This is a genomic window from Actinomadura sp. GC306, assembly GCF_004348665.1.
In the GTDB taxonomy this organism is placed as follows: Bacteria; Actinomycetota; Actinomycetes; order Streptosporangiales; family Streptosporangiaceae; genus Spirillospora.
In genome coordinates this window covers 1-8,008 of record NZ_SMKM01000292.1, presented here as the reverse complement: position 1 = coordinate 8,008, position 8,008 = coordinate 1, and the positions used below count along the sequence as shown (strand labels likewise).

Sequence of the window (8,008 nt, the reverse complement as noted above, 5' to 3'; positions counted from 1 at the left end):
GGGCTGGTCGTAGTGGGCTGGGGGGAGCTGGGCCCGGTGTTCGGCGATCTTGGTGTTGAGGTTGGCCAGGTTGCGGCTGTAGTCGCGGCTGGAGAGCCAGAACTTGTAGATGATGACGAGTTCGAAGGCCAGGAGGCCGGCGCCGCTGACGGCGACGACCGGGATGATCGCGCCGGAGATGACCGCGGCGGCGATGGGGGCGATGATGAAGACGCCCATCTGGAACTCGATGCCGCTGATCAGGTGGGGGCGGATGCGGCCCGCCATCAGGACGTTGCGGATGCGGGCGTACCAGGGGAAGCGCTTGTTGAAGCCCTGCTGGAGCGCGATGTTCGGGTCGTCGCCGATGACGCGGTTCTCCAGGTCGGCGTCCGGGTCGTCGCCGAGGGCCTCTTCCGCGGAGATCAGGTCGTCGCCGGAGAGGCCGCCGTTGGCGCGCTGCGCGGCGGCCTGCTCCAGCTCGTGGGCCTCGCGGCGGGCGGCGTTCAGGGTGTTCCGCATCTGGGTGCGGACCTTGTAGATCTCCAGCGCGTCCATGTAGCGGAGCATGTCGAGGAACACGACCGCCAGGGCGGTCCAGATGTAGGCGACGTTGCCGGTGGCGGCGTACTGGCCGCCCATGAGGGCGATCGCGCAGGCCAGGACGCGGACGCGGTCGAAGATGTAGTCGAGCCAGGCGCCGAAGACCGAGCCGGTGCCCTTCAGGCGGGCGATCTTGCCGTCCATGCAGTCGAGCGTGAACGACAGGTGGTACAGCAGCGCGCCGGCGAGCAGCCACGGCCAGGACGCCACGGCGAAGCACGCGGCGGCGGCGAGGCCGAGGACGAGGGCTCCCACGGTGAGCTGGTTCGGGGTGATCCGCGTCCGGTTGGCCGTGAACTTGACCAGCCTGGAGGCGAGCGGATCGACCAGCAGTACCGTCCACCAGGCGTCACGCGCCTTGTACGTCCGTTGCCGAACGTCGTCGAGCGTGAAGTTCGCCATGGAGATCCTTTCCTTGTGGGAAGCGATCCGATGCTATCGGTGTCCGGTTCCGGTCCTTCGCATTGTCTCCGACTCGTGATCGTCCGACCGGACGATGACCGACACCCTGGGTAGTCTTTGCCGGTGCGTGCCCGACCAGTGCTGTTACATCTGCCGTTCGCGTGCGTGCTGGTACCGGCGGTCCTCGTCCGGGTGGCGGCGGTGCTGGGGTATCCGGCGCCGATGTGGTTCGGTGACTCGCCGGAGTACCTGGAGTCGGCGATCGAGGCGCGGCCCGGGGAGACGCGCCCGGCCGGGTATTCGGTGTTGTTGTGGCTCCTCAAGCCGTTCCACAGTCTGACGGTCGTGGTGTCCGTGCAGCATCTCATCGGGCTGCTGACCGGTGTGCTCGTGTACGTGCTGGTATGGCGGGCCGGGCGGGACGTGATGCGGCCCTGGGCTGCGGGGGTGCTGGGGGCGGCGCTGACGGTCCCGGTGCTTCTGCCCGCGCACCAGGTCGCGCTGGAGCACATGCTCATGTCGGACACGCTGTTCACGTTCCTGCTGCTCGCGGCGGTGGCGGCCGTCCTGTGGCGGCGGCGGATGACGTGGTGGCTGGGGGCGCTGGCGGGGGTGTTCGCGGCGGGCACCGCGCTGACCAGGTCGGCGGGGCTGCCGCTGATCGCGGTGATCCTCTTCGCGATGCTGCTGCGGCGGGCCGGCTGGCGGGCCTGCGCCGGGGCGGTCGTGGCCTTCGTGGTCCCGATCGCCGGGTACATGTTCGTGTTCCAGCAGACCTACGGCGAGTTCGCGATGGCCAGGGCCGGGAACATCTGGCTGTACGGCCGCACCGCCGACTTCGCCGACTGCCGGGTCATCAAGCCGCGGCCCGAGCTCGCGATGATGTGCCCCGAGCACACCGACCCCCGCATCTCGCCCGCGTTCGCGTCCCTGTGGACGAAGGACTCCGTGTTCCGCGACCTCCCCGGCTGGATCTACGCGGAGCAGTCCGACCGGCTCGCGGGCGAGTTCGCGCGGGAGGCCATCACCGAGCAGCCCGCCGACTACGCGCGGGTCGTCGTCCGCGACACGCTGCGGGCGTTCGAGTGGGAGCGCAGGCCGTACCCGACGCCGTGGACGTGGCTGCAGTACGAGTTCCCCGAGGGCGCGTCGTGGAGCGACGAGCAGGACGAGCTCGCCGCCAGATACGACCCCGAGGGGGAGACGAGGGTCGTCGACCCGTGGGCCGGGTTCGTACTCGGCTACCAGGAGCGCGTGGTCATGCCGGGCACGGTGCTTGGACTGCTGCTGCTCGGCGGGCTGGTGGGGGCGTTGCCGTATGCCCGGTTCCGTGGGCGGTGGGCGCCGCTGCGGCCCGTCCGGCACTGGGCGACCGGTGCGCTGCTGCCGTGGGGGACGAGCCTCGCGCTCCTCGTCATCCCCGCCGCGACGGCCGACTTCGACTACCGGTACGTCCTACCCGCCGTCCCCTTCGCCTGCGTCGCCCTGGCCCTGGCCGTCCTCCCGCCCCGCGACGCGGCGGAACCGGCCGCGGAACCGGCCGAGACCGGTTAGGTGCGCCGAAGGCGGCGCCGGACCGACGTGGTCAGCGCGGAGAGCGAACCGGGGACGACCTGAACGGCGAGGTTGCCGCCGTTCGTCCGGTAGAAGGACGCCCTGCGCATGCCCAACGCGGCGCATGGCACCGGCGGGGACGGATCGACCTCTGCAACAGGTAGCCGCATCCGGGACGTCTCGTCGGCGACGGTCACTTCCAGCCACACGTCCCAGCGCCCCTCGGCCAGAGCGCGCGCGTCGAGGATCGCGGTGAAGTCCATTCGGTCGCCGTCCGCGGTCATGTCGACCCGGCCGGGGCGGGTGTCGCCCCCGCCGCGCCGGTCCGCTCCGAAGGCGAGCCCGACGTGGGAGGCCGCGTCCGCCGACGCCGGGATGTGGCCGCGTACCCGGAGGTGCGCGCCGTCGTCCCAGGTGACCTCGTCGACCGCGAGGAGGCGCTTGAGGCCGGCCGCCCCCGGGGTGGTGCTGAACGACAGGTTTCCGTACTCGCGGGTGAAGAAGGGGGTGACGGCCGCGCCTTCACCGTCCTTGGACGCGACGAAGCGCGCCGGCGGGGCCGTGCCGATCTCCGGGGCGCGGTCGGCGCCGAGCCGGGCCTCCTTGACGAGCCGGCCGCTCGCCATCTCCAGGTGCAGGTCCCAGACGTCCGCCTCCGGGGTGCCGGACGCGACAGAGGTGGGGGAGAAGTCCACGGTGAAGCCGCCGTCGTCGTCCCGCTCGACGGCGACCCGGTGCTCGCCTGCCGACTTCTTCGAACGCAGCAGCAGCGTGGCCACCTGGCCGGCCCCGCCGAGCCGGGTGATCGCGGCGGTGCCGCTCACCCGCAGCCGGTCGCCGTCCCAGCCGAGTGCGGTGATCGTGCGTTCGATCCGCAGCCGGTCGGTGATGTCGTAGTAGGCGTCGGGGACGGCGGCGGCCGGCTCCCGGAACCCCGGGTAGCGGGCGTGGGCGCGGTCCTTGTCGACCTTCACCGGTACCGGCTCCGGCCCGGCGGCGGCGTCGATGACCCTCTTGAGCAGCGCGTCATGCCCGAAGCGTGCGCAGTGGGCGAGGATCCGGTGCCGCGGGGGCATCCGCACCAGCACCGACTCGGTGAGGAACTCCTCGCACAGGGCGCGGATCTCCTCGACCGTCCGCCGCGTCTCCTGCTCGGGACCGGCGAGGAGCCGTGCGTCGAGCCGGTGCAGGACGTCGCGCTGGAAATGGCGGACGAGCATGCGGTCGCGGACGGCGCCCGGCTCGCGGTGCGACATCACGTGCTCCAGCAGCGGGCGCGCCGCCCTGGGGTAGTAGATCTCGGCGGGAGCGCCGCCGCTCTGCATGATGCTGGTGCCGTCGTCCCGCTCCACCAGGTAGTAGCAGTCGTAGTCGGCGACGACGGAGACGCCGGTGGAGTGCAGGAGCGCGTGGGCGGTGAACACCTTGTCCTCGCCCGACAGGAGGCCCTCCGGGAACCGGACGCCGTGCCGCTGCACCAGGTCGCGGCGGAACAGCTTGTGCGCCGTCAGCGACCTGCCGTAGATGTTGGTCTTGGGGTCGTCGACGGTGACATGCGGGATGTTCTTCTCGAACCGGGCCACCCCGCGTCCGACGCCGACGTAGTTGCCGATGACGATGTCGGTGCCGTGCTCGTCCGCCATGGCGCACAGGCGCCGCAGGGCGTCCGGGCCGAGGTGGTCGTCGGCGTCCAGGAAGAACAGGTACTCGCCGCGGGCCCGGTCGATGCCGGTGTTGCGGGGGCCGCCCGGCCCGCCCGAGTTCGGCTGCCGGACGACCGAGAGCCACGGCCACGACTCGGCGAGCGCGTCGAGCTCGTCACCGCTCCCGTCGGTGGATCCGTCGTCCACCGCGATGACCTCGATCAGCTCCCCGGCCAGCGTCTGCTCGGACACCGAACGCAGCGTGGTCTCCACGGTCGGGCGGCAGTTGTAGACGGGGACGATGACGCTGACCTTGGGGGAAGTCAAGGCGGCTCTCTCAGTCTGTCGGAGGAAAGACGCGGTCGGCGGTGCGGGCGGCGGCGTTTCCGTCGTCGAGGGGGCAGAAGCGGTCGGCGAATTCCTTGTAGCGGGTGGCGTGGCCGGCGGTCGCGGATTCGATGTCGCGGATCGCGTCTATCAGGTCGTCGGACGTCTCGACCAGGGGGCCGGGGGATTCGGCCTCGAAGTCGAAGTAGAAGCCGCGGAGGCGGTCGCGGTAGTCGGCCAGGTCGTAGGTGAAGAACAGCATGGGGCGGCCGGTGTTGGCGTAGTCGAACATCACCGACGAGTAGTCGCTGATCATCATGTCGGAGATCAGGTACAGCTCGGTGATGTCGGGGTAGAGCGACACGTCGCGGACGAAGCCGTGCTCGTCCTCGGCGACGCCGTCCACCACGTTGGTGTGCAGGCGGACGAGCAGGACGTGGTCGTCGCCGAGGGCCTGGCGGGCGCGCTCCAGGTCGATCCGCATGTCGAACCGGTAGCGGCCGCGGCTGTAGTACTGGTCGTCGCGCCAGGTCGGCGCGTACAGCACGACGCGCTTGCCCTCGGGGATGCCGAGGCGGGCCTTGACCCGCGCGGCGACCGCGTCGGCCTCGGGGCTGTGCAGCAGGTCGTTGCGGGGGTAGCCGACCTCCAGCATCTCGCCCTCGAACGCGAACGCGCGGCGGAAGATCTCCGTGCTGAACGGGTTCGGCGACAGCAGGTGGCTCCACTCGGGGACGGCGGGGCCGGCGGACTTCGACTGCAGCGCCTTCTTCATGCCGGGCGTGTAGGCGAAGTGCACCTCCTTGATGTCCTTGCCGATCTTCTTCAGCGGGGTGCCGTGCCACGTCTGCAGGACGACCTGGTCCGGGTGGCGCTGGAACTCGTCGCCTAGGCGGTGGTTCGTGACGATGTAGCGGGACGTGGCGAGCGCCTCGTTCCACTCCTTGCCGTTCAGCCGGACGGGCTGCAACGTGCTCGGCAGCTCCACCTGCGCGTCGTTGACGACCCAGAGCTGCTCCAGGTTGGAGTTCCGCCGCAGCAGCTCCTCGTGGATGGCCTTGGGGCTGTCGGAGTACTGGCGTCCGCTGAAGCAGGAGAACAGGACGGTGTCGCGCAGCCCGTCGCGCTCGACGCGGCGGCGGGCCTCCTCGCGGTACTTCGGGCCGGCGCTCTTCTCCTCGGACGAGACGTCGCCGGTCACCGAGACGACCAGCCGTCCGTCGCGGCCCTCCAGCTCGTAGCCGCGGCGGGCCACCTCCAGCGGGTCCGGCAGGTTCCGGGCCGCGGCGTCCGACAGCAGGACGGTCAGCGCCCGGCCGCCCGGGGGACGGAACAGCACGTCCCAGCGCCCCGGGCGCAGCGGCAGCACGCCCGCGACGCTCGGCACGGCCGCGACCGGGACCTCCGCGCGCAGCACGCCGGACGACGCGTCGGGGACGAGGTCGAACGCGTACTCCTTGCGGCGGGCGCGGCCGCGCAGCACGATCTGCCCGCCGTCGTGGGCGGTGTGCGTCGCGGTCAGCGCCAGCGCGCCGTCGGGCCGCCAGGTGCAGTCGTCGACGACGAGGCGGGTCGTGGTGCGGCGGACGCGCAGGTAGCCGCTCGGGCCGCGGCCCGCGGTGACCTCCAGCGGGCCGAACGCCCGGTCGGTGTCGGCGACGCCCTCGGCGAGCACCAGCGGGCGGCCGGCGGCGAAGACCGTCCAGTCGCGGGTGTCGTCGATGCGCTCCGGCGGGATCGGCGACCCCTCCAGCGCGGCCGGGTCGACGCGGGCGGTGTACCCGTCCCCGGCCGGGGTGACCGGGACCGGGACGCGGTCGTCGCCGAGCGACAGGACGAGCTCGTCCGGCGCCGCGCCGGCGGACCGCAGCTCGATGACGAGCGCGTCGCCGTCCCAACGCAGGCCGGTCGCCTTCGTCGCGACCTTCTCGACGGTGATGACGAGGCGGCGGTCGTCGATGCGGGGCACCACGCGCACGTCGTCGGCGACGTAGTGGTACGGCGGGTGGGCGCCGGTGCCGGAGCTGCCGCCGCGCAGCGGACCCTGCCGGAACACGCCGGCGTTGAACACCGACGCCTGCACGTCCCAGTCGCCCTCGACCCACGTGCCGTGGTCGCGCAGCCGGCCCACGTCGAAGGTGAACTCGAACCCGGACCAGCCGGACTTCTTACCCGGCTTCGGCGTCTGCTTGGCCTTCGCCACGATCTTCCGCTTGCCGGACCGCAGCGTCATCGTCTTCACCGACGTCCAGCGGCGCCGCATGCTGACGGAGTTGATGTACGCCTCGCCGGTGATGGTGAGCTTGTCGCCGTCCCAGTTCACGGCGTGCACCCGGCCGCGCATCTTGACCTCGCCGCGCGCCCGGTAGATGTCGCGGGGGACGTCGAGCGAGGTGTCCTTCCAGTACGGGTAGACGACGTACCGGCGCAGCGGGTCGCGGACGATCGACGGCGACGCCTTGCCCCGCTCGTACCGGACGACCTTCACCAGCTCCGTCGTGTGCCCGGTGGTGGCGAGGTGCCACTTCAGCCGGGTCAGCGCGGACGTGCCGGCGAGCACCTTCGCGGAGATCCCGGCGGCGTAGGCGGCGGCCTGCGCGACGATCTGGTCGCGCTCCTCGGCGGGGACGTCCGGCAGCGCGTCCAGGAACACCCGCAGCTCGTCGTTGACGGCGAGCAGCTGCAGCCGCCGGCGGGCCCGGTGGTGGCCGTTCTCCTCCAGCCACGTCGTGGCGAGGGTGACGGCGCCGAACCCGTCCGCGATCTCCTGCGCCTCGGTCGTCGGCTCGAACAGCCGGGCGTGGCGGTGCAGCACGACGTCGGGCAGCACGTCGACCGCGGTGGCCCGGTGCAGCGCCTGGACTGTCGTCGGCAGGTCGTCGTAGCGGCCGATGTCGGGGAACTCCAGCGCGTGGGCCGTCCAGAAGGAGCGCCGGAAGAGCTTGCCGGAGACGCGCCGGTCGGCGACCAGCTCCGGGGTGCGGGCGAGGTCGGTTCCGGTGACCGGTTCGATCGGCTGCCGGGTCGGCCGCCACTGGGCCACCTGGCCCGTCCAGCGGCGCACGGCCGCGCGGCCGGCCGCGATGTCCGATCCGGACGCCTCCAGCGAGGCCAGCAGCGCCGCGGCCGCGTCCGCCGGGAGCTCGTCGCCGCCGTTGACGAACAGGAGGAAGTCGCCGTCGCTCTCCTGGACGCCGAGGTTCCGCGCCGCGCCGCGGCTCAGCGCGCCCTTCCGGACGATGCGGAACCTGTCGTCGGGCACGACGGTCTCGGCGGTGCCGCCGGTGCCGTCGTCCATGACGAGCACGTCCAGGCCGGGGTGCGTCTGCGCCGCGAGGGAGGCGAGGGTGTCGGGCAGCGACTCGCCGGCTCCGTGCGCGAGCACGATGACGCTGATCCGGGTGACGGACAAGCGACCCACTCCTTTGATCACTTGGCCGGCCCGGCGGCTGCGCCGGGTCGGGGGATGGCGTGTTGCGCGGCGGGCGCCCGGGGGGCGG

General features: G+C 72.1%; 4 protein-coding genes. 1 reads left to right on the top strand and 3 read right to left on the bottom strand.

Going from position 1 to position 8,008, the window contains the following annotated elements; all coding sequences use genetic code 11:
* A partial coding sequence (locus E1200_RS28415; protein WP_131955158.1) for a CDP-alcohol phosphatidyltransferase family protein occupies positions 1–984 on the bottom strand: 984 nt, incomplete at its 3' end.
* Positions 985–1,107: 123 nt separating this feature from the next.
* Between E1200_RS28415 and E1200_RS28410 the strand changes: the two genes are divergently transcribed.
* Entirely contained in the window at positions 1,108–2,538 is a 1,431-nt protein-coding gene (locus E1200_RS28410) for a hypothetical protein (protein WP_131955157.1), read from the top strand.
* On the opposite strand, the gene E1200_RS35295 is transcribed toward E1200_RS28410, so the two are convergent.
* Together E1200_RS35295 and E1200_RS28400 are read right to left on the bottom strand one after the other, a co-directional pair.
* Positions 2,535–4,508, bottom strand: a complete 1,974-nt coding sequence (locus E1200_RS35295) for a glycosyltransferase (protein WP_131955156.1) — start codon at positions 4,506–4,508, stop codon at positions 2,535–2,537. The genes E1200_RS28410 and E1200_RS35295 overlap by 4 nt on opposite strands.
* A gap of 10 nt (positions 4,509–4,518) precedes the next feature.
* A complete protein-coding gene (locus E1200_RS28400; protein ID WP_165950499.1) occupies positions 4,519–7,920 on the bottom strand; it encodes a bifunctional glycosyltransferase family 2 protein/CDP-glycerol:glycerophosphate glycerophosphotransferase in 3,402 nt (1,133 codons plus the stop codon).
* Positions 7,921–8,008: the final 88 nt, after the last annotated feature.